The following is a 22,425-nucleotide window of genomic DNA, read 5'->3' on the forward strand; positions in this document are numbered from 1 at the left end:
TTTAAAAATCCGTTGCTTTCATACAGTGGGGTAGGCTTAAAAATAATTCCAAATCAGAAGGGATACCTAAACCGTACATTCCATTTGCTTCTTCGCCAATATTGTATACACCAATTTTTAAATTGTTGTCTGCCATGAAACTGTATACAGGAGCAACGTAGAACTCGCCATTACTTCTTATGTCATTTTTAACCATTTTATCTGCGTATTCGCAAAATAGTTCGCCGCTATTGAAATTGTAAATGCCAACTGTTGCTTCATCTGAAATAACTTCTTTTTCAATAACTTTAGTCACTAAGCCATTATCAGAAACTTTTGCATATGACCATTTTGGATCATCTGCCTTCATCGTTAGCATAGAACCATCAAGCTTTCGTTGTTTAATATCGGCTAGATATGAATTTATATCCATATCAACCCACTGATCCGAGTTTGCAATCATTAAAGGGTTATCGTTATTAATAAACACTCTTGCCTTCAATACTGTAATTGCAGCACCTTCAGTTATTTCATCAATGCAGACAACCTCATAGTTTTCGCAATTATCTTGGAAAACGTTATCTAAGTCGTATTTTTCTACATGCTCACGTTGGCAAACAAAGATAAACCTATGCTCGCAATTTGGCTTTAAGTTGTTTATTACAACTTCAATCATATGTTTACCATTAACATCAATTAATGGCTTTGGATCTTTATATCCTTCCTTAGCAAAACGACTACCTCGACCGGCCATTGGAACTACAATATTAAGCATCTTTTTTTCCCTCCTCTAGATATTTATCATTGAGCGCACCTGGTAGCTTGACTACTGCAGTGACAGTGTCCTCTAATGCTTCGAAATTAGTGTATTCACCTGGTTCAATTTTCAAAATATCTCCTTCTACGAGAATCATATCTTTCATTTTGGCTTTACCACTCACAATAACTGTGATTTCAGTTGCTATTTTATGGCAGTGTGAGGCTTCAAGCTCCCCTTTTTGAAACTTCTGTATAGCGACTTCAACATCTGTAGTATTAAATAATGTTGGCTTAAAACCACCTACAAACCAACCACGAATAAATTCTTCGAGATTGTATTTATTCATCTTCGGCTCCAAATAAATAAGCATTCATTTTGTGCATTTTTTTATCATCCTGCCAATAAATCACATCAGTACCAATAAAGGTTTCATTATCTATCCTGAGTATAAATTCTATTACTGATTTATTTTTCTCAACAATTATATTTTCGGCCTTAAACTCTAGCTTTTGCACACTATTAAATATACTCCGTATGTAACTACAAACCTCTTCTTTACCCTCAATATAAACCTCTGGATCTCTTAATGAAAAATCATTAGAGAAATAAGATTTTATTTTATCAATATCCATAGAATTGAATGCATCTATGTAGCCTCTAGTAAGCTCGTAGATAGTCGAGTTTAGGATTGATTTTTTTAGCCTGTTTGATTGAAAAGAGTCTAAAGAATGCTCATCATGAAAGTGATGGTATCGCTCTTTTGGTATATTTAAAGATAAAACTTTTTTACCTCGAAGAATTAGCTCATTCAGCGTCTCGGATACATAAAAGCTTCCGTCAAATTTCACATCTTTTCTAATAAGGTTTTTCGCGGCCTCAATAAAATCTTTTGTTTGCTCAAAATAATAAAAACCGGCAATGGCATTATTACTAATAGGGCGTTTCTCTGCAGCCTGAGTTACAATTCCATCATCATTTTGGTTAACAAATGACCACTTAGGGTGAACACTATTAAAAGTTAAAACTCCAGCATCACTACCTTTACTCCTAATAGTGTCGATAAAACAATTCAAATCCCAGTTAATGATTTGTTCAAGGCTGGTTATTATGAGAGGGGCTTTAATATCAAGCTTATCTATAGCTAAAAGAGCCGAGCAAACTGAGCCTTTGGTTTTATCATTGACGATACATGTGTCAAGGTTTGGTAAAGTTAAAGAAAGCACTGAGTCAAGGTTGAACTTTTTCACAGCTAATTTTGGGATAACTGCAATAAATTTATTGCGTCTCTCTATATCAATTAAGCCTTCAGCTGCTCTTTCGAGTAAGAGTTTCCCATCAACTTCTGAGAGCAAACGAGGAAACTGGTTGCTGTTTGTTGTTTCATATGTATTTTCACCTGCTAGAGGCAATAGTATATTAATTCCCACTTTCAACCTCTCCAATAAATGAGCAAATATTTTGAATATTTACATCCTCTATACTTTCAACTTTCAAGACGTTTGCCCCAGAGGCTATTGCCGCTCTTATACCATTTTCATTATCTTCAACTATTACACATTCTTCAGGGCTTAATCCAAGCCGAGATATCGCTAGCTCATAAATTTCTGGGTCTGGTTTTGGTTTGGTTACGTCTTGGTTAGACAAAATAAATTCTAAATATTGAAAAAGATCAGACCTCTCCATCATAACTTCAACGCTATTCCTAACAGAATTAGATGCTACGGCAAGCAAATACCCCTGGCGCTTCAACTCACTTAGTGCATATTGGTGCTGAAATACAGGTTTACATTTCTCATTTATCAGCTCCATTGTATACATTTGTTTCATTTCATTGAGGAAAGGGTGTAATCCAATAGGCAAGTGGTATACTTTAGATAGCATCTTAAGCTTTTGACCAGTAGATAACCCATCGTATGTGGTTAAGTGTTCATGTCGATTAATGCTTAAACCAAACAATTCGAGAGCTTTATTAAGCGCGTCATAGTGCCAATCTTTTGCATCGATTAACACTCCATCCATATCAAATATTACTGCTTTTATTTTAGTTCCCATTAAAAAAATCCTTTGCTTCCATCGGGTAATCTGTGCAGATACTAATTAAGCCTAAACTGCTAGGATTACACGAAATGTATTGTTTAAGCGTAAACCAAAAACTCTGATAGCAGAATCCATGCAATTCGGGAGAAACAATACACACACTTTTATTATGTCGAATACAATAATCTAACTGCTCAATGTTCAACCTATTATCTTTAAAATTATCCAGCCAGACACCTATCGCCTCTTCATAAAATATAGGTTCCCTTTCAATATCAGAAAGTCGAGTGTAGACAGGCAAACCTCGTTTTAAATAGCTCAAAGTGTCAGGTATGGACATATCAAAGAAAAAATAATTAGCTTTTTTTCTTTCAAAGACATTGGCTAATATCGCAGATAAGCCATCTGACTTTATATTACAAGCCATAGTCAAATTTGAATCACCAACAACATCAAAAAAAGATTGAATAGGTGATGAGCCTGATGTTGGAATATCATGACTTATAACTATCTCAGAGTTGAAGTCTCTAAAATCAGTTTCAATACCAAAACCATTATTTATGGCTCTTTGAAATGCACATACCGTATTTTGCTCTTCCTTTTTTAACCACCATCCACGATGGGCTATTATCTTAACCACTTTTTTTAACCTAGATACTCAACGACGCTGGATATTATAACGTGCCACTCCGCTATGTGAAGCTAGATAACTAATAGTAAATCTGCGTCTAGAGGCGCCACACATTAATCGTTCTTGTTATTAACTTTAGAGAGAACTTACGCGTAAGGTTAAAATTCACATTAGACATGTAACCATCAACACCTGCTTATAAAACATAGTTAGGTACAAACCTTGATTTCTTTTTTATTTTTTCCTTTCAAACAGAAAATAAAAGTATTTCCAGGGAGCCATTTAAACAAGATACTTTACTGAATTTTAGCTCTAGACATCGCCACTTTTAATTTAAAAGAGTTAGGTATATAGCGTTTAGCTTCCGAAAAAAACCATCTTGCCATATCTTTATCTCCCGCACTTGCGGAGCATTGTCCAAGCCCCATAAATACCTGCCCTTTTTCAGTTTCATACTTCAAAGCTTTCATCAAATAAAATTGACACTTGTGATAATTCTCAACTTCAAAATAAAGGAATCCGAGGTTAATGAGTAAATAAGGGTAATACTTACTTTTTGCCAGTGATGGCATTAGCTCGTTTACCTCTTTTATTGCTTGATGATACTTGAATTGTCTCTTGAGTGCAGAAATGTAGTTATTGAAATAAGCATATTTATCATAATAAGCCTGAGTATCAAGGTCACCTTTATTTCCAGCTAAATTAAATGCATTTTTATAGCTTTCTTCAGCCTTATCAAAATGAAATTTATTTATATACAGCTTACCAAGCATTCCATGTATCCTTGGTTTATCAAAATTGTGGCTAAGTTCATTTAAATAAAGTTGTTCTGGTTGGCTCCATAACTCATTTCTCTCCTTGGTCAGGAAAAATAATAACGATAAAATTACAGCAGAGATAACGAAAAACAACTGAGTGAATTTTTGTTTGATAAATATTAAGCAATAAACACTTAAAACGATTAAACCAAAATTAGGAAGGTAAGTTCGATGTTCAAATACCAAATCAGAAATAGGGATAAAAGATGACTCAATACTATGCGCAATTAGATAAAAGAACACAGAAAAACAAATAAGAGGGTGCTTTGGTGCACTTACTAAAGCTAGAGTGAGTAAAAATCCCCAGACAAGAATAGTAAAATAGCTAGTGCTAAAAGTACCGTCTCTCAGTGAGTATATGTATTCAACTTGCTGACCAAGGGGTATGAAGTAAAGCTGAATATATTTTAAAAGCACATGGAGCTGAGTTTCAAAATATTCGAGTCTCGATATGGATTGATTTTCCCTTGTAGCTCTATCAAGGTAAGAGCCAAGATCAGGGATTAAATAAAAGGATATAAATGCGGCAAATACTGCCAATAAAAAGAGAGATATACTCAGTTTACTTATTCTTTTCCAATAATTTACAGGGTTGATTCGCTTTATTAAACAAACTTCAATTAAAAAGAGGGCAACAGGAAGGCTAAAAGTATTTTGCTTAGTATAAAAGGCCAACAATGAACTAATAAAAATAACACTTCCCCACATCACCAATTCAATTTTTTTACTGCTCATTCTAAATTTTATAAATGCGAGCATTGTAGCTAAATAGAAAAGAGCTGCTAAAGCTGTAATCCTTTGCACAATGTATGTAACCGCCTGAGTTTGCAAAGGATGTAAAGCGAAAAATAGCGCAACTAAAAGGGAGGTAATATGAGGGTTTAAGAAAGATTTTTCTGTTATTGAGTTATTTAAACAGACAATTTGAAAAGTGAGAAAGTAAACGGTAAAACAACATAAAACATGTATCAATATGTTCGTAGCATGATAGCCAGTTACATTTTTTTCATATAATAAATAATCAATTTTAAAGCTGGTGTATGCAACAACACGCTGCCCGAATGTACTATAAAGGTCATTCAAGCTTCCTTTGTAAATATCCGCCTTATTAAGAATCGAACTTACATCATCAAAAAGAAAAGGAACATTAAGCGAATTATAATATGCACAAATTATGATAACGGTAAGCAAGAGCAAGTGGGTAGCTTTAATCAAGCCCAAACCCACTTGTTTTTCGGTTTTATTCATCCATGAATTCATACTTTATATTAAATACCACTGATAGCGGCTATAGCAACAGCTGTGTTATATAAAATACCAGTCGCGGTAGACCATAACTCGAGGTTATTCATATATTCTGTATCTAAAGGAACAACAACAGTATCACCTGGTTTCAAAGATGCTGACGAGTTAGATACGAACCAGTTACCTTGATCTAGCATCTTGATACTACCATTAGCTGAAATTACATAGATACGCTCAACATCAGCACGTTTTTTAACCCCACCACTTTGCGAAATATAATCATCCGCCGTTAAATTTGGATCAAAAATATGCGACGAGGTTACCTGAATCTGACCAATCACATTGATTGAGTTTTTCATGGTAGGCACATAAAGCACATCGCCATTTTCCAGTAAAATATCATCTTCTTGTTTAGCGACAATAGATGGAAGATTAATAACAAGGCGTCCTACAGGTTCAACCTTAGTTAAATCAGCCAGTAACTTTTGTAACTCAGCATGAGAAGCATTACTTCCTGAGTCTGTGATGGTTTTCAGTACCATTTCGACACGTAAATCTGATGCCAGTTTAACTAGGTTTTGTTGTTCCATCTCTTTTAACTGCTCACGAGAGAAAACTGAACCTTGTGGATAAGCGTGCTCAGTAAAGCCACCAGCCTTAGCAACAAGGTCTGAAAGCTTTTCACCACGGCGAATCGTATATTTACCCGGGAAAACAAATTCTCCTCGTAGTTCCACGATATGGTTTTCAGACCAAGCAGGAATTTGATGAACGTTCAAACGGTCTCGGCTTTTTAAAAGGATGTCATCATCATTTCCTGCTAATGCTTCACCTAAGTCGATACTCAACGAATCAACTGTGGCCATGCCATTTCGCATTACATTTCGTGTAACCTCAGCTCGCTTTAAGTATGCCGATTCTACAACACCACCACTCGCTGCAACTAAGTCAGATACAGTAGCATTAACAGCTAATGGATAAACCCCAGGGAACTTAACATGACCATCAACTTCAACAAGTTGAATTGGCATACCTGCAGCCCCTTGTCTTTTTAATTTCTCAACAATTGGTGCTAACAGTCGAATACGAGAAAACAACCCTAGCTCTCTGGGATCAATTTCTTCTTCTACCTCTCCACCTGTTATGGATGCAACAGATTGAGTGACAAATTCTTGTAGTTCTTCATCGATATCTTCATCCTGAATTTCAGAACCATCCCCATATTTTTCCCAGAAAAGATTATCGATATACTTTTCTTTGGCTAACTTTCTTTCTTGTTCTAGTAAATACTCTTGAGTAAACGCTAACTCATCAAAAGATGTATTTTCTTGAGCGAGCTTATTGACACGAGAAAAAATAATTACTCTGTCATTTTGTTTAAGTTCAATGTTATCTGAACCACTTGGCTGTTGTAGTGCTTTGGCGATTGAGAATTGATGAACTTCAATGCGCCCTGTTAAATCAACTTCTCTGACGATAATACCGTAGTTTAAGTCAGCATAGTGAAGTAGATGAGAACGGATACTCGGTAATATTTCAGTTAATTTTTTCCCGGCTTGCCACTGATACTTACCGGGACGAGTGACTGCACCTAATAAAGTAATTGATTCAGAGAACATTTCAGAGTTTTTGTGAAGATAGACCATATCACCATTACGAACGACTTGGTTTGAAGATGATTTATCTGATAAATCGACATTAATAGCCGTTCTTAGTTGCTGATCATTTACCCTCTGAACAGAAGCTGCTTTTAAGTAAGCAGAAGGTAGCGCACCACCTGCCATTTTGAGTAATTCAGAAAATGTTTCACCATCATTAACTTCATATATCGCAGGACGTCTAACTGCGCCATCAACAATGACACTTGAACCAACCGGTTCAACAAACACAACATCACCCGATTGCAACATCATGTCATTAGATGAGTCACCGTTAATTAGCAGATCATATAAATCTAAAGTGGTGACTAGCTTGCCTTGTCTTTTTAAACGAACTTTACGCATTGAACCAATATCGCTTAAACCGCCAGCAGCAAATAATGCATGCGTCATACTAGAAAGTGAATTAATAGTGTAAGGGCCTGGTTTATGTGCATCCCCTAGAACAAACACACGAATAGAACGTAATTCAGATAATCCAACTACAGCTTTTACACCAATTAACTTACTTTTAACTTGCTCGCTGATTAAACTTTTAGCTTCTGAAAAAGTTAAACCAACAACATTAATCGCTCCTAATTCAGGTAAAACGATCAAGCCTTCTCTAGAAACCATTTCTTCATGTAAAGCGTTTTTCTTACCGTAAAACTGTATTGATAAAGTATCGCCTGGTGCAATAATGTAGTTTTCAGGAATAGTAATGGCTAGATTTGGTGAGAAAGTAGCTGGAGCATTGGCAAATACGTCATGACCAAAAGGTTTAAGTTCTTCTTTTACTTTTTCTTCTTCTTCAGCGAGTAACTCTTCATCGGTAATAGGGTTACCAAATTCATCAAACTCAGTTCCTCTTGGAAACTTTGGAGTCAGCTCGTTGTCAGTTTCGGAGGTTTCACCTTGAGTCCCCATCATCATTTCTAATTCAGAAATATCAATACCCATTTGCTTAGCTAAAGCTTCTTGTTGGGATTTTGGTAGACGCTTAAATTGCTCAATTTGTTCTTTAGACGGGGTTACCGCAAAAACTAGGCTAGAAAATAAAAGCAGGCACAAAGAAATCAACCAGCTAGATTTGATCATAATTATTCCGTTAAAAAATTAGCGTTAGCAAAAATTAGGGTTTATTTTTTAATTGGACTAAACAAAATATTTAGCCTTTATAAAGTGGGCGAGAATATATCAGAAATTAATCGAAATGGCAGTAACTATCACGATATGCACCAGCCAAAAGCGTTGAAGCGTTAGCTGGTGCTATAAATGGTTATTCTTCTACTTCTGGATTGACAGATACATCAGCTAAATCACTGTTATCCATGTCATCTGCAGAGTCATCAACTTCATCCGAAACAATTTTTTTAGAGCCATAGATACTGCCCATTTTCGGTCGATTGATGCGCTTGATATATTTCAGCCAAGCTTTGGCAGCAATGTGGCTCGGCTCACACTCGCTTCTCAACACAGAAACAAAATGTAAGTCATCATCATCAGATGGCTGAATTTGGCCTTTTTCTAATGCATCGAGAAGGTTGCCATATTTCTCTAATGCATCGGCTTCTTTGATGGAAAAGTCTCCAGAGCGATGGAAACCTTGCGGGTAGTTTTTAAAATCAGAAAACAACCGTGCTAATAAACTATTCTTGGTAGGCGCAGCCATACGAAACTCCACTCTAATTACTGTATTACAAACAAAAATTTATTGATTAGTTAATGCAGTTTTTAGCCTGTGATTCGCTCACTGTCAAAATGTTTTTTGTTAATAAATTATGACGGTATTAGCACTTTCAAATTAAAGGTTACTTTTTTACGAGCTCGTTCTTTTTAGCCATGAGCTCGTCAATTAGAGGCGTTAGGATAAGTTCGATTGCAAAACCCATTTTTCCGCCGGGTACAACTAATGTGTTCATTCGAGACATAAAGGCACCATCAATCATTTGCAGATAGTAAGGAAAATCAACATTCTTTATTCCCCTAAACCGAATGACCACAAAACTCTCGTCTAAAGATGGAATATCTTTAGCTGAAAACGGGTTTGAGGTATCGACAGTAGGCACGCGCTGAAAGTTAATATGGGTGCGGCTAAATTGCGGCGTAATATGATTAAAATAATCATCCATACTTCTAACAATACTGGCCATCACCGCCTCACGAGAATGCCCTCTATCAGAGGTATCGCGAATGATTTTTTGTATCCATTCAAGGTTTACGATCGGTACTAAACCAATTAGCAGGTCAACGTATTGCGCTGCGTTGTGTTCTTCAGTGACTACACCGCCATGTAAACCTTCATAGTAAAGTAAGTCTGAATCTGCGGGTAAATCTTGCCAAGGCGTAAAAGTACCTGGCATTTGATTATATGGGACAGCTTGATCAAAGGTATGTAAGTACTTACGAAATTTCCCTGTACCTGTCTCGTGATAACTTTTAAAGGTTTCTTCTAGCAGACCAAAGTCATTTGCTTCTGGTCCAAAGTAACTAATATGGCGGCCTTGCTCTTGCGCTTTACGGATTTCAACTTCCATCTCAGGGCGGGTAAACCTGTGATAACTATCCCCTTCAATGCCGACGGCTTTAATACCTAAATTACGAAATATGTGGCGTAATGCGGTAACCGTCGTTGATGTACCCGCACCAGATGAACCCGTTACAGCAATGATAGGATGCTTAGTTGACATAAAGAGCAATAAAACCTTAATAGATTGAATAGCTTTACTTTAGCGGTTTATCACTAGCTTTGTGAAGTCTTGCCGGCATTTTTCTTATTTTGTAATTGAGTGAATATCGCCTTTTGCTTATCTTTTGAGTAACTTTGCCATTGGCAAATTTGTTCTAATGTTCGACCACACCCAATGCAAACATCTTCATCATCCAAGCAACAGTTACGCACACAAGGGTTTTGCGCACACGCTTTTTGTTTATTCATCTGACACCTGAATAAAAGTCAGATTGTAATTAATACGACTTATTTTCATATTTTTTTAACTTAAGCCTCATACCATCCAAAACATACGTGCGAATGGAATCGTTGATATAAGAAGAGGTATTACGAGGTAAATCAATGGCTAACCAACGCTCTCTTGAGCTCACACTGAACAAAATTCTTAGTAGCAAGTCTATTCGCACCTTGTTCCATCCAATCTATAACCTCCAGCACAATACTATTTTAGGTTATGAAGCACTAAGTCGCGGGCCCCATGGTTCAGAACTTGAATTTGCCGATACGCTGTTTGGTTTTGCACACAAGCAAAATCAAAGAATGGAGTTAGAGTGTTTGTGTGTTGAAAGAGCACTGGCTAACGCAACACGATTAAATTTGCCGGGTAAAATATTCGTAAACATTAGCCCAAGTACATTGATCAAATGCTTTCACGATAAATATGACCTGCAAACCCTATTGAGACGCTATCAAGTTTCTGGTCATCAACTGGTCATTGAATTAATAGAGGTCAATCCGGCGAAAGATTTAAATCAACTCAAATATCATATGGATGAGATCCGAAGCCTAGGTGTACAATTTGCGATAGATGACCTTGGCTCAGGAAACTCAGGTCTGATCCAATGGGCGATTTTACAGCCTGAATTTTGCAAAATTGACCGTTTCTTCATTAAAAACTGTATTGATGATCCCGTTAAAAAAGCCTTCTTGCGCTCTTTTCAAAAAATCGGTGAAGATACGCAAACCGAAATTATTGCAGAAGGTATAGAAACAGAGCACGAATTACACCTCGTTCAACAGCTCAACATTACTCAAGTGCAAGGGTATTTAATGTCGATGCCCAGTGAAACACCTTCAACAGATAATATCCAGATAGAATCAAACCAAACGAGTTATATTCAAAAACCATTGCTCGAAGAGACAGTTGCTCAATTATTAGAGCGCAATTTAGCGGTACAAAAAAACCTAACGACCCAACAAGTGATGTCATTATTTCGCGACAATAAAGCCTTACATGTCATCCCCGTTTTAGATGGTGAAAAGCCAGTAGGTGTTGCTCTGCGTGCAGATATGATGGAGCACTTTGCCATGCCATTTGGTCACGCGCTCTATGACAACAAACCAATAGAATCTTTAATGCGTAAAGACATTATCGTAGTAGATAAGGATGTTTCGTTAGATGATCTATCAAAAATGGTCACAGAAACACAAAGAGAAGATATCAGAGCTCACTTTGTGATATCAGACAACGATAAATACTTAGGTATAGGTTCAGTAAAAATGCTGCTAAAACGCATTACGGATACTAAGATTCAACACGCAAAATATGCAAACCCATTAACGCTACTGCCAGGTAATGTACCGATAGATAAAGAAATCGATAGCCTATTAAGACAAAGGCATGGTTTCCATCTTGCTTATCTAGACCTTGATAACTTTAAACCTTTTAATGACCTTTATGGCTACAGTAAGGGTGATCAAGCTATTCAGCTTGTAGCCGATTTACTCAAACAACACTGTCCTAGCAAATCGACCAGTATAGGCCATATTGGTGGTGATGATTTTGTTATTATTTATCGGGAAGAAAACTGGCATCAAATGTTATTAAAACTACTGGCCGATTTTGACGAGAAGGTGAAAAACCTGCTGTATCCGCAGCACCTCAAAGACGGTGGTTATTGGGCAACAAACCGCAGTGGCCAAAGAGACTTCTTCCCTATTTTGAGTTTATCGGCAGGCGTTGTTTGGGCAAGTATTGCCAACTGTCAGTCACATCATGATGTCGCAAGCCTTGCAACCCAAGCCAAAAAAGAGGCTAAAAAGCGATTGGGCAGTTCAATTTACTTGCACTGTGAACAAACCAACCTAGATGAAGGTAAACGTGTGGTGGAACAATTTACTCAACCAGCCAATGCGAATTGCGCGCTATCATTAGCAACCAGTTAGTCATTAAAAAGCTAAGTCAGCTAAAAAAAGCCTTTTAATTTGGCCAAGCTGACTTTATCCGATGCAAAAGCACTGGCGATTTGAGCAAGGAATAGCTCAGCCGTAGCCATCACGTCATTCAGCGCATTATGCTCTGTATGCTCCGCTAGGTTGTATCGCTTGCAACTTGTGGCTAAATCTAGTCCGGTTGGAATTTGGCCTAACCGGCTGTACCTAGCGTATTCAAACTGCATGGTATCTAACACTAACTTAGGCTGAAAATTAACATTCGCCTGAGCCATACTTTGCTCAATGAAAGCCATATCTAAATTTGCATGATGAAATACTAGGATCCTATCTTCAGCAATTGCTTTGAGTTTCTCCATAATCACTAAAAGTGATTCACCATCAGCGAGATCAGCTTGCACTACCCCGTGAATAGTACTGGTTTGATTCAGCTCTATGTCACCTTTAATATGGAAATGTTCAGCTTTACTTAGCTGAATAAAAGGAGGCTCAATAATCATCCAGGCGACAGAAATAACCTTTCCTTTATCGATCTCTAAAGCCGTCATTTCAAGATCAACAACTAAGTACTGATATGCACGCCAGTCATTCCTTAACTCTCCACTTATCGCTTCATTTTTATACAGGCGATTTAATTGTTTAAAAATAAAATCAAACAATTACATCACCCCGCGAGAAAATTTAAGTGCGATAGCCTCTTGCGCATTGCGAATTACTTTAAAAGCCCATTTTAGTTGCTGTTGAGTTAACGCATCTAAGCTGTGTGGGCAAATACAGTTTTTAGGCACTTCATCTAGTCTGGGATCAGACATTAGCCTCAACCCCATAAACAACTGCCAGGCACTCATTAACGACTTTGCATCTTCAGCACTGAGTAAATTACTTTGATCAGATGCTAACGCAGACAACCTTTGATAAGTGCTGCTAACCGATAAGTGGGCTTTTAGCGCATAAATCCGAGCAATATCATTAACAATAGCAAGGCCTTGTTTTTTAATGTTGATGTAACTGAGCCCTTGTCGCTCAAATTGAAACTGATTAAAGAGCCCTAGTGGTAAGGCAATATTGACAGTATTTTTTGCCATCTGAGCTAAGAAAAGCCCATCAGTAGCATATGCACGAATATCACCCAATAACTCTTGATATAAATGGCTATCCCCAAAAGCTAGGCGATTATCAAAAAAGATATTAGAAGCAAGAACCGATTCAGGTGTCGGTGTTTTTGTCCATCGATTAAATTGCGCTGTCCACTGCGACAAAGTCAAACAATAATCACTGTTACTGGCCATTACATTACCAGGGCATAACACCAAACCGCATTGTGCAAGACCATTACAAACAAAATCGGCCATCGCTAAGAAGTAACCTTTGTCTTGCTCAGTTGCGACATCGTCAATTAATAAACCATTGTCTTGATCAGAGCTCAGCGTTTGCTCTTCTCTTGCTTGTGAGCCAAATAATAGCCAAGCAAATGCAACAGGCGCTTCACCATTATCTTGCTGAAAAATATCAATTAAACGCTTACAAATAGCATCATAAAAGGTAGCCAGTAAATGGCTAACCAAAGTCACATCTCCCATCTGTGCTTTAAGTTTAAACACATATTCAGGAATACTTCTGGCTAATTCACTCAGCGCATTTAGATCTTTTGCTTGATTGAGTTGCTGGGTGAAAAAAATCGGCTCACTGCGCTGTAACCGAGCCAAGTCAGTATTGGTCAGCATAGCAACTGCTTTATCCGCTTTGACTATTGGTAAATGATGGATATTGTGTTGAGTCATCAATTGAATAGCGTCAAATACTCTCGCTTCAGCTTCTAAAGTTAGTGGTTCACGGGTCATCACCTCGTTAACCAGCACCTGGCTGTCCAACCCTTTTGCTAATACCCGGTTGCGTAGATCGCGATCGGTAATAATGCCAATTAGCGCTTGATTTTGATTGGTGACTAATAAACTGGATACACCAGCTTGAGACATTTTCTGACACGCTTGTAAAACACTTTCGTGCTGAGAAATAGTAATGAGATTAGGATTGGCAACCGACAAAACTGAAGCTAAAGAACTATCTTCATTTTCACTTCGCTTATAAACCGTTAACGCATCATGGCTCACTGCGGCAATAAAAAAATGTTCAAAATCACTGCTTTCATGTCTGAGGTATTCAAAATCGGCTGCGGGTAAAAAATAAATTAAACCATCTTGTACAACTTTCAATGTTTCTTGCTCTGCCTGGCCTGTTAATAAACGGCTGTAACCAAAGCAATCACCCTGCTCTAATCTATCTAAAAAAAGACCTTGCTCGTTGTAAAAATCAAAAACACCTTTTCTGACCAGACACAAGCCATGATCGAGTTCACTCATTAAATGCTTTTGGTTTTGCTGACTGAGGTAAGTTATTTTTAAATGACGCGCGGTGAAATTGAGTAAACGCTCTGGTAGAAGATGGAAAGGAGCGCTTGCCGCCAAAAATTGTAGGACATCACGATTGATTGCCGACATGATAAAAATAAATCCGTTTATCAAATATGAACATAAATAAAAAAGGCTCAGTCTAACGAGTTAGTTTGAGCCTATTCAGTTTAGTCTAACTTTTTATTGCCATGGTTTAGTGTGCTTGTGCACCACCCGCACCTTTAGGGAAACGGATACTCTCAACCATTTCTTGAACTTCTTCAGGTGCATCACCTGTTGCTTTGTTAACGGCAATCGCTACAACAAAGTTCAAGATCATACCTAATGTACCAATACCTTCAGGTGAAATACCGAAGAACCAGTTTTCAGGTACGTTAGCCGCAGGGTTAATAAACTTGAAGTAAATGATATAAAGCGCAGTGAACGTAATACCACTTAACATACCAGCAATTGCCCCTTCCTTATTCATCTTCTTAGAGAAGATGCCCATAATAATGGCTGGGAAGAAAGAGGACGCAGCTAAGCCGAAGGCAAAAGCGACCACCTGCGCAACAAACCCTGGTGGATTAATCCCTAGATAACCAGCAATGACTATTGCTACAGCTGCAGCAAGTCGTGCATAAAATAGCTCTTGCCTATCAGTGATCTGAGGCATTAGGTTTCGTTTCAGTAAATCGTGCGACACCGATGTTGAGATAACCAACAATAAACCTGCCGATGTTGATAAAGCAGCAGCAACACCACCGGCGGCAACCAGAGCAATAACCCAGTTTGGTAAGTTAGCAATTTCAGGGTTCGCTAATACGATAATATCGCGATCCACTTTCATTTCATTGCGCTCATCACCTGAGTAGAACATCTTGCCGTCTTGGTTTTTATCTTCCCACTTAATTAAACCTGTTTTTTCCCAGTTAGTGATCCAACTTGGAGCTTCAGCATAAGCGGTACCTGTTGATTCTGGGCCATTGATTGTTTCAATCATATTTACACGAGCAAAAGCACCAATTGCCGGTGCTGTTGTGTATAAAACAGCAATGAACAATAACGCCCAACCAGCAGATTTACGCGCATCACGTACTTTAGGTACAGTGAAAAAGCGAACAATTACATGTGGTAAACCGGCAGTACCGACCATTAATGCTGCAGTGATAAAGAATACGTCAACCATGCTCTTAGAGCCGTTGGTATATTCATTAAATCCGAGTTCGGTGGAAAGCCCATCGAGTTTATCAAGTAAGTAGGTTTCAGACCCAGTGACTGTTGCACCGAAGCCAAGTTGAGGGAACACGTGGCCTGTCATCATTAACGAAATGAAAACAGCAGGTACAATATAAGCGAAAATCAGTACGCAATATTGAGCAACCTGAGTATAGGTAATACCCTTCATACCGCCTAATACAGCATAGAAAAATACTACACCCATACCGATAATTACGCCCGTTGTGATATCCACTTCTAGGAAGCGACTAAATACCACACCAACACCGCGCATTTGACCGGCTACATAAGTGAAGGATACGAAAATAGCACAAACAACCGCAACCGTTCTTGCAAGTTGAGAGTAATAACGATCACCAACAAAATCAGGTACAGTGAACTTACCAAATTTACGCAAGTATGGCGCTAAACAAAGTGCAAGTAGTACATAACCACCAGTCCACCCCATTAAGTAAACACCACCGTCATAACCCATAAATGAAATAAGACCAGCCATAGAAATAAATGATGCGGCAGACATCCAATCTGCAGCAGTTGCCATGCCGTTTGCAACAGGATGTACACCACCACCTGCTACATAGAAATCTTGTGTTGAGCCTGCTCGAGCCCAAATAGCGATACCAATATAAAGTAAGAAACTAGCACCGACGATAAGTAGGGTAAGCGTTTGAATATCCATATTCTTATTCCTCTTCTACGTTGTATTTACGGTCAAGTTTTAGCATTTGCTGAACGTAAACAAAGATCAGTGCAACGAAGACATAAATTGAACCTTGCTGTGCAAACCAAAAGCCCAATTTAAAACCGAAGAAACGGAATTCATTCAGTACATCGACCAATAATATGCCGCAACCAAATGAGACGACAAACCAAACTGTAAGCAACTTCAATAACAAACTGATGTTTTCACGCCAGTAAGCGGTTGCTTTATCTTTACTTTCAAAAGCCATCGCTAGCTCCCCTTTTTATTATATTTGAGCAAAACTCAACGCAATGCGTTGCTTTTTAGTGCAAGGTAGAAACTAGCAAGGGCATGGCAAGAAAAATATTCGACCTTAGTCGTAATTGTATTTTTAAAGGCTTATTTACTGTTAATTGGGCAGTAACAAAGCTTTGTTGGTCAGGTATAAAATTGTGTTAGAGTCCTTAGTGAGGCGATATAGCCACCAAGCTATCTAACCTCACCGGCACGAAGAAAAACGAAAAAGCTTAGGTGGAAGTAATGGAAATGACCCTGCTGTTAGTATTTGTCTCACTGATCTATGTCGCGATAATGTTCTTTATTGCACAATGGGGTGATAAGCAATCAGCCAGATACTTAGCTCAACCTGAAGCTGTCAAAAAACCACTTACTCACCACCCAGTAATATACAGCCTAGCGCTTGGGATTTACTGTACCAGTTGGACCTATTTCGGCGCTGTGGGTACAGCGGCGCAAAGTGGCTGGCAGTTTTTCCCTATCCTGCTCGGCCCACTGTTACTGTTTGTTTTAGCTTACCCCGTTATTCAAAAATTAGTACTGGTCAGCAAAAAACAACACACCACTTCAATTGCTGATTTTATCTCTGCTCGATATGGCAAAAGGCCCCAAACTGCATTAATTGTCACCATCATAGTTTCGATGGCCGTTATTCCTTATATTGCGCTGCAATTAAAAGCGATCAATGCCAGTTTTACCGCATTTTCGGTCGAAACTGAGCATTTCAGCTTATCGAATTTCAAAGCCTTAATTGCTATCTGTATCATAGGTGTGTTCGCAATTTTATACGGTGCAAGAAAAGCAGATGTAACCGAATATCGCGCAGGTTTAATGCTCGCGATTGCATTAGAATCTGTTCTTAAGATATTAGGTTTATTGGTCGCCGCAGGCTTGGCGCTTTTTTTAATTAATCAAAACGATCAAGTCAGTACTCAAATAGCCACCTTTAACCATAACAGCGAATGGCAATTTGCTAGCATGCTCAACTTTGATTTTGTTGTGCAAACCTTTATGGCTGCGGCCGCATTTTTGTGCCTACCTAGGCAATTTCACGTCACAGTAGTCGATAACCCAAACCCAAAACACTTAAAAACAGCTCGCTGGCTTTTCCCCGGTTATTTGTTACTTACAGTATTAGCCATCATTCCAATTGCTTTGGCTGGTAATACTTTTTTTGCTGGTTCGAATATCAACCAAGATACCTACATCATGCAACTACCGCTGATGATGGACCAAACTTGGGTCGCACTGCTGGTATTTGTCGGTGGTTTATCTGCTGCAACGGCAATGATTATCGTCGCAACACTGACATTGAGTACCATGCTCACCAATGAAGTTTTAATGCCGTTTATTTTGAAACAGCAAAACCGTCGTAACCGACAACAATATGCAGATAGCCAAAGTATTATTCGCTTACGCCGTATCACCATTGGTGTCATTCTATCAATGGCTTTTGCTTACTACTTCTTGTGGACAGGGCAAGCAGCTCTTCACAGCATAGGCCTGATTGCCTTTTCATTAGTCATTCAATTGTTACCGGCCATCATAGGTGGTCTTTACTGGAAGCGGGGTCATGCCTACGGCGTTTATGCCGGTTTACTACTGGGCTTTATCAGCTGGTTAATGTTCTTATTAATGCCATTAGCTTTTGCTAATGAAGAAGCGAACCCAACGCGTATTATTACCCAAGGTGTACTGATCAGCTTGACGTTTAATTTACTTGGCTATATTGGCTTATCACTGTTCTCAAGAGAGCGTTTAGTTGACCGCATTCAAGCCACCGCCTTTGTAGAGCCCAATTTACCCAATGAAGATCAGCCTCATAGAGGTGAACGCACTCGGGCACAAGTGCAAGATTTAGCAGACTTATTAACCACGTTTTTAGGAGAACAAAGAAGCAAAGATTTACTGGCTGAGTTTGAGCAAAAACAGCATGAAATTTTAGATATTCAAGCTAAACCCAGTGCCAGCTTTATTCGTTACTGTGAACGCGCTTTATCGGGTGTATTAGGTTCATCTTCTGCCCGCTCGTTGGTTAACGTTGTACTGTCTCGAAAGCAGCTCGAACTTGAAGAGGTCGTTAACTTTTTTGATGACACCACGCAAGCGCTAAAAACCAATCAGGAGATCTTGTTTAGTTCCATCGAATCACTAAGCCAAGGGGTAAGTGTAATTGATGCCGACTTAAACTTAGTGGCTTGGAATAAACGTTACCTAGAAATGTTCGATTATCCAGAAGACATGGTCAAAGTCGGTCAGCCGATTGCTAGTTTAATTAAATTTAATGCTGAACGTGGCGAATGTGGCTTTGGTGATATTAACGAATTAGTCGAAAAGCGCTTGCGCTACATGCAACAAGCTAAACGTCACCATTACATCAGACAACGCAGTGATGGTAGGGTGATAGAAATGATAGGTAACCCTCTTCCTAACGGTGGCTTAGTAACGAGTTTTAATGACATCACCAACCACATAGAAACGCAAAAAGCCCTGGAAGCGGCCAATATCAACCTAGAGAAAAAAGTTGAAGACAGAAAAGCTGAGATAAGTGACATCACTTCTGAATTAAAAAAAGCTAAATTAGATGCAGAACAAGCCAATCAATCTAAAACGCGCTTTCTCGCTTTGGCTAGTCACGATATCTTGCAACCGTTAAATGCTGCCAGGCTTTATATGTCGGCAATGGATGCCAACTCACTGGATGAAAAACAGCAGAGTTTGCTTGAAAAAACCGATTTATCTTTACAAGCGACTGAGGAACTGATCTCAACCTTATTGGAAATAGCCAAGCTAGAACAAGGTGCGCTCACGCCAAACCTGACACATTTCCATTTAGCAGATTTATTAAAGCCCCTTTGCGCAGAATATGCGACGTTAGCTGAACACAACCAGCTCAAATTCACCCAGCATTGGCAAGATTGTATTGTCTATTGTGATACCACTTACCTTAGACGTATTTTACAAAACTTTTTATCTAATGCCGTCAAATATACCGAACAAGGTAGTGTATTAGTGGGCATTAGGCCGGCAATGCTCAATCACAAACCAGCCATTCGCATTGAAGTATGGGATAACGGACCAGGTATCGCAGCTGAGGCACAAGAGAAAATTTTCAACGAGTTTTACCGTGTTCATACAGGCTCGGTTACCGGGGTCGGACTCGGGCTCAATGTGGTGCAACGAATGAGTCAACAACTGAACTGTCCGATTAAATTTGCCTCTCGCTCAGGCAAAGGCTCTTGTTTTGGTGTTACCGTGCCTTTAGGTGAAAAAGGCAAAGTCACCAAACGCAATAAACCAGCCAAGGCTGATACCAACGCCTTTAATGGCTTGCGTATTTTGTGTATTGATGATGATTTATCTAACTTGGATTCGCTTTCAAGTTTATTGGAAAAGTGGCAGTGCCAAGTGCACTGCATCAACAGTGTTGATGAAGCTTTGAATTATAGTGAAACCCATGACGCTCCAGACATTATGATTGTCGATTATCAACTTTCACCGTCAGCGGTAACAGGATTAGACTTGATTGAGCAACTTCGCGAAAACTGGCATAAGCCGATTGCTGCAGCATTAGTTTCAGCAGTCAAAGAGCCGAGGTTAAAACAAGATGCACAAGATACGGGCGTAACTTATATTGCTAAGCCGGTCAAACCGGCAGTATTAAAGTCTTGGTTAAAAGCTAAAACTTTTTAACAGTCAGAGCATACTTAACTCTTAGATAACTGCGGCGTTATAGCGCCGCAGATTCGAGCTGTAACTTCTCAGCGATAAGTACGGCTTGCGTTCTGTTAGTCACTCCTAACTTCCTAAAAATAGCCGTCATATGTGCTTTAACCGTTGCCTCTGAGATATTTAATTCAAAAGCAATTTGCTTGTTTAAATATCCCTGATGAACAAAAGTCAGTACTTTATATTGCTGAGGCGTCAGCTCGCTAATTTTACTAGCAAGTGCTTGGTCTTCTTCAGATAAATTTTCTATTTGATCAATCAAGTGCTCAGGCACATAAGTATCCCCTTCTAAAATTTGCTCAATAGCCTCGGCAATTTGCTTTGAAGAAGATGCTTTAGAAATAAAGCCAAGTGCACCAAATCCCATGACTTTCGACACAATTTCAGCATCATCACTGCCAGAGATGACAGCAACCGGTAATTGTGGATACAAATCTCGTACCCGAATAAGACCGTAAAAGTCACCACTCCCTGGCATATGTAAATCAAGTAAAACTAAATCTAAGTCATCATCTTGTTCTAACAAAGATAAAGTCTTTTCTAAATTTTCAGACTCTTGAATAGCTAAATCATCAAACGTTTTTTCCAATGCACCTGTGAGTGCCTCACGAAAAAGGGGATGATCATCTGCAATTAAAAATTTCGTCATTTCAGGCTCTTCCTGACCTGTTGATTAATATCAAATATTTGTTTAAAGGTTAATCAAAAACAGCCAACCGATTGAAAAACAAACAGTTTTACAAATCTTGAAACACTTAAGATTTGTAACCAAAGTGTCACAAACGGTATAAAGCTCACCTTTATAAAACAGTGTCGATTCACATGACACTGTCCAGCGTTTTCTACTTTGGTCATATGTTATACCACCCTATTCGACTTTAGTCGAATAGACCAAAGCCTAATTGCACCTCTTTGGGTAGTCACGAATACTGGACAAAAATAACCATACCAATCACTAACTTAGTTGCACTAGTTTGCAGCTTAAGAAATGGAGCCCTTTATGTTTAACAAAAATAAAATTTTACTTGCGAGCGGTTTATTAGCTTTAGCTGGCTCTGCTAATGCTGCTTACGAATTCAAATTATCAGATAAAGATAAAATTAGCTTTGGTGGTTATATTAAAGCAGATGCCCGTTATGTAGACGGCAACATCAAAGCGACAGACTATTGGTACGGTGGTGGTACGGTATTAGAAGAAGACAAATCAAACTTTGGTATGTCAGTTAATGAGTCGCGCTTCAACATGAAATATACCCATGATGACGTTGTTGGTTTTATTGAAATGGACTTTTTTGGTGATGCGGTAAAAGGTGGTGGTAATGAAATTATTTCTAACTCCTCTAACCCTAGACTTCGTCACGCATTTGTTAAATATAAAGATGTATTAGCAGGTCAAACTTGGTCGACTTTCGTCAATACAAGTGCCATCCCTGAAGCGGCTGACTTTGCTGGCCCATTAAACTCAATTGCCTTCATTCGCCAAGGCCAAGTACGTTACACAATGGGCGGTTTCCAAGTTGCTATTGAAAACCCAGAATCATACGGTGGTGAAACAGGTAATGATGGTTTGCCTGACTTTATCGCACGTTATAACTTTAAAGGTGATTGGGGTAATATCTCGGTTTCAGGTGTAGCACGTCAACTTAATACACTCGGCGGTGAAGAAGAAACGGCAATTGGTTATGGTATTGCGGGTAAAATTAACGCTTGGGGTAAAGATGATTTTAAATTCCAAGTACACGCAGGTGAAGTAGGTCGTTATGTAGGTGTAACTGCATCGAAAGACTTAATCGGTGAAGAAGTTGAAGAAACTACATCTATCATGGTAGCGTACCGTCACTTCTGGACAGAAGATGTTCGCAGTACTTTTTTCTACGGTAATACTGAAACAGATGTAGCCGATTATGATAGAACACACTGGGGTGTGAACGTATTTAAAAACCTAACTAAATCACTAGCAGTAGGTGCTGAATTTGGTAACTTTGAGATGGCTGACCAAGATGCCGATTCAAATTACTTCCAAGTATCTGCTAAATACACGCTTTAATCGTCCCTTTATTATTGATTATTCGGCCCCA

Annotated in this window: 18 protein-coding genes; 3 read left to right on the top strand and 15 right to left on the bottom strand. The window is 38.7% G+C overall.

The features are described 5' to 3' along the window. Position 1: 1 nt before the first annotated feature. The 10 genes from HR060_RS08610 to HR060_RS08655 all read right to left on the bottom strand — a co-directional run bounded on the left by HR060_RS08610 (position 2) and on the right by HR060_RS08655 (position 10,045). Positions 2 to 754: a glycosyltransferase family 2 protein gene (locus tag HR060_RS08610; protein ID WP_174199893.1), complete on the bottom strand. Its 753-nt coding sequence runs from the start codon at positions 752 to 754 to the stop codon at positions 2 to 4. Continuing rightward, complete coding sequence (locus tag HR060_RS08615) at positions 747 to 1,085, bottom strand: cupin domain-containing protein (RefSeq protein ID WP_174199894.1); 339 nt, start codon at positions 1,083 to 1,085, stop codon at positions 747 to 749. Before HR060_RS08615 ends, HR060_RS08610 begins: the two co-directional genes overlap by 8 nt. Further along, a complete protein-coding gene (locus HR060_RS19650; RefSeq protein WP_174199895.1) occupies positions 1,078 to 2,166 on the bottom strand; it encodes a nuclear transport factor 2 family protein in 1,089 nt (362 codons plus the stop codon). The genes HR060_RS08615 and HR060_RS19650 overlap by 8 nt, the downstream gene beginning before the upstream one ends. Beyond that, positions 2,156 to 2,791: an HAD family hydrolase gene (locus tag HR060_RS08625; RefSeq protein ID WP_174199896.1), complete on the bottom strand. Its 636-nt coding sequence runs from the start codon at positions 2,789 to 2,791 to the stop codon at positions 2,156 to 2,158. Before HR060_RS08625 ends, HR060_RS19650 begins: the two co-directional genes overlap by 11 nt. Continuing rightward, the gene (locus HR060_RS08630) at positions 2,781 to 3,416 is read right to left on the bottom strand and encodes a PI-PLC domain-containing protein (RefSeq protein WP_174199897.1); all 636 of its coding nucleotides are present in this window, start codon (positions 3,414 to 3,416) and stop codon (positions 2,781 to 2,783) included. The genes HR060_RS08625 and HR060_RS08630 overlap by 11 nt, the downstream gene beginning before the upstream one ends. Before the next feature lie 287 nt (positions 3,417 to 3,703). After that, the gene (locus HR060_RS08635) at positions 3,704 to 5,473 is read right to left on the bottom strand and encodes a tetratricopeptide repeat protein (RefSeq protein WP_174199898.1); all 1,770 of its coding nucleotides are present in this window, start codon (positions 5,471 to 5,473) and stop codon (positions 3,704 to 3,706) included. A gap of 20 nt (positions 5,474 to 5,493) precedes the next feature. Next, complete coding sequence (locus tag HR060_RS08640) at positions 5,494 to 8,205, bottom strand: SLBB domain-containing protein (protein ID WP_174199899.1); 2,712 nt, start codon at positions 8,203 to 8,205, stop codon at positions 5,494 to 5,496. Positions 8,206 to 8,386: 181 nt separating this feature from the next. Continuing rightward, positions 8,387 to 8,779, bottom strand: coding sequence for a MaoP family protein (locus HR060_RS08645; protein WP_174199900.1), 393 nt, complete (start codon positions 8,777 to 8,779; stop codon positions 8,387 to 8,389). 139 nt (positions 8,780 to 8,918) lie between these two features. Beyond that, a complete protein-coding gene (locus tag HR060_RS08650; RefSeq protein WP_174199901.1) occupies positions 8,919 to 9,797 on the bottom strand; it encodes a phosphoribulokinase in 879 nt (292 codons plus the stop codon). Between the two features lie 53 nt (positions 9,798 to 9,850). Then, positions 9,851 to 10,045: a DUF1289 domain-containing protein gene (locus HR060_RS08655; protein WP_174199902.1), complete on the bottom strand. Its 195-nt coding sequence runs from the start codon at positions 10,043 to 10,045 to the stop codon at positions 9,851 to 9,853. A gap of 135 nt (positions 10,046 to 10,180) precedes the next feature. Between HR060_RS08655 and HR060_RS08660 the strand changes: the two genes are divergently transcribed. Then, positions 10,181 to 12,004, top strand: coding sequence for a GGDEF domain-containing protein (locus HR060_RS08660; RefSeq protein WP_174199903.1), 1,824 nt, complete (start codon positions 10,181 to 10,183; stop codon positions 12,002 to 12,004). 20 nt (positions 12,005 to 12,024) lie between these two features. Here the strand turns inward: HR060_RS08660 and HR060_RS08665 are convergent, their stop codons facing one another. The 4 genes from HR060_RS08665 to HR060_RS08680 form a co-directional block, all read right to left on the bottom strand. Further along, positions 12,025 to 12,669 carry a 3'-5' exonuclease gene (locus HR060_RS08665; RefSeq protein ID WP_174199904.1) on the bottom strand — a complete coding sequence of 215 codons (645 nt, stop codon included), beginning with the start codon at positions 12,667 to 12,669 and terminating at the stop codon, positions 12,025 to 12,027. Then, positions 12,670 to 14,508 (bottom strand): DUF294 nucleotidyltransferase-like domain-containing protein, encoded by a 1,839-nt coding sequence (locus HR060_RS08670; protein WP_174199905.1) that lies wholly within the window; start codon positions 14,506 to 14,508, stop codon positions 12,670 to 12,672. 106 nt (positions 14,509 to 14,614) lie between these two features. Further along, entirely contained in the window at positions 14,615 to 16,318 is a 1,704-nt protein-coding gene (locus HR060_RS08675; protein ID WP_174199906.1) for a sodium:solute symporter family protein, read from the bottom strand. Between the two features lie 4 nt (positions 16,319 to 16,322). Next, positions 16,323 to 16,589, bottom strand: coding sequence for a DUF4212 domain-containing protein (locus tag HR060_RS08680; RefSeq protein WP_174199907.1), 267 nt, complete (start codon positions 16,587 to 16,589; stop codon positions 16,323 to 16,325). A 278-nt stretch (positions 16,590 to 16,867) separates the two neighbouring features. Between HR060_RS08680 and HR060_RS08685 the strand changes: the two genes are divergently transcribed. Further along, the gene (locus tag HR060_RS08685; protein ID WP_174199930.1) at positions 16,868 to 20,311 is read left to right on the top strand and encodes a hybrid sensor histidine kinase/response regulator; all 3,444 of its coding nucleotides are present in this window, start codon (positions 16,868 to 16,870) and stop codon (positions 20,309 to 20,311) included. Positions 20,312 to 20,348: 37 nt separating this feature from the next. On the opposite strand, the gene HR060_RS08690 is transcribed toward HR060_RS08685, so the two are convergent. Continuing rightward, positions 20,349 to 20,996 carry a response regulator transcription factor gene (locus HR060_RS08690; protein ID WP_174199908.1) on the bottom strand — a complete coding sequence of 216 codons (648 nt, stop codon included), beginning with the start codon at positions 20,994 to 20,996 and terminating at the stop codon, positions 20,349 to 20,351. A 351-nt stretch (positions 20,997 to 21,347) separates the two neighbouring features. Here HR060_RS08690 and HR060_RS08695 point away from each other — a divergent pair, with 351 nt between their 5' ends. After that, positions 21,348 to 22,394, top strand: coding sequence for a DcaP family trimeric outer membrane transporter (locus HR060_RS08695; RefSeq protein ID WP_174199909.1), 1,047 nt, complete (start codon positions 21,348 to 21,350; stop codon positions 22,392 to 22,394). Positions 22,395 to 22,425: the final 31 nt, after the last annotated feature.

The sequence above is a fragment of the Marinifaba aquimaris genome (assembly GCF_013328345.1).
GTDB lineage: Bacteria > Pseudomonadota > Gammaproteobacteria > Enterobacterales > Alteromonadaceae > Marinifaba > Marinifaba aquimaris.